This window comes from Pseudoalteromonas sp. SG43-1 (assembly GCF_014164415.1).
Lineage (GTDB): Bacteria > Pseudomonadota > Gammaproteobacteria > Enterobacterales > Alteromonadaceae > Pseudoalteromonas > Pseudoalteromonas distincta.
This window is the reverse complement of sequence record NZ_JACJFD010000092.1, coordinates 1-308: the sequence shown is the minus strand read 5'-3', so window position 1 is coordinate 308 and position 308 is coordinate 1. Positions and strand designations below refer to the sequence as shown.

The window sequence follows — 308 nt, the reverse complement described above, 5'->3', positions numbered from 1 at the left end:
AAAACGTTAATCAAATGGCACTGAATGGTACTGCTACCATTCTTTTTTTACTTTTGAAAACTCTTGATAAATACAATGTATCTATCAGAATTTTATTATCAGCTTTTCCAAATTTTTAAAGAGCAAGAGATGTAAAAACTTCTCAAAATTAAACACACTCTATTCTCAGGCGGTTAATGGCCTGATAAAGAATATTTATTTTTAAGAAGTAAAAGTGGTGGAGCTAAGCAGGATCGAACTGCTGACCTCCTGCGTGCAAGGCAGGCGCTCTCCCAGCTGAGCTATAGCCCCACATATGCTGGTACTTA

The 308-nt window shown here is 36.7% G+C and carries 1 tRNA gene; it reads right to left on the bottom strand.

The features are described 5' to 3' along the window. Positions 1–215 precede the first annotated feature (215 nt). A tRNA-Ala gene (locus tag H5159_RS20865) sits at positions 216–291 on the bottom strand. Positions 292–308: the final 17 nt, after the last annotated feature.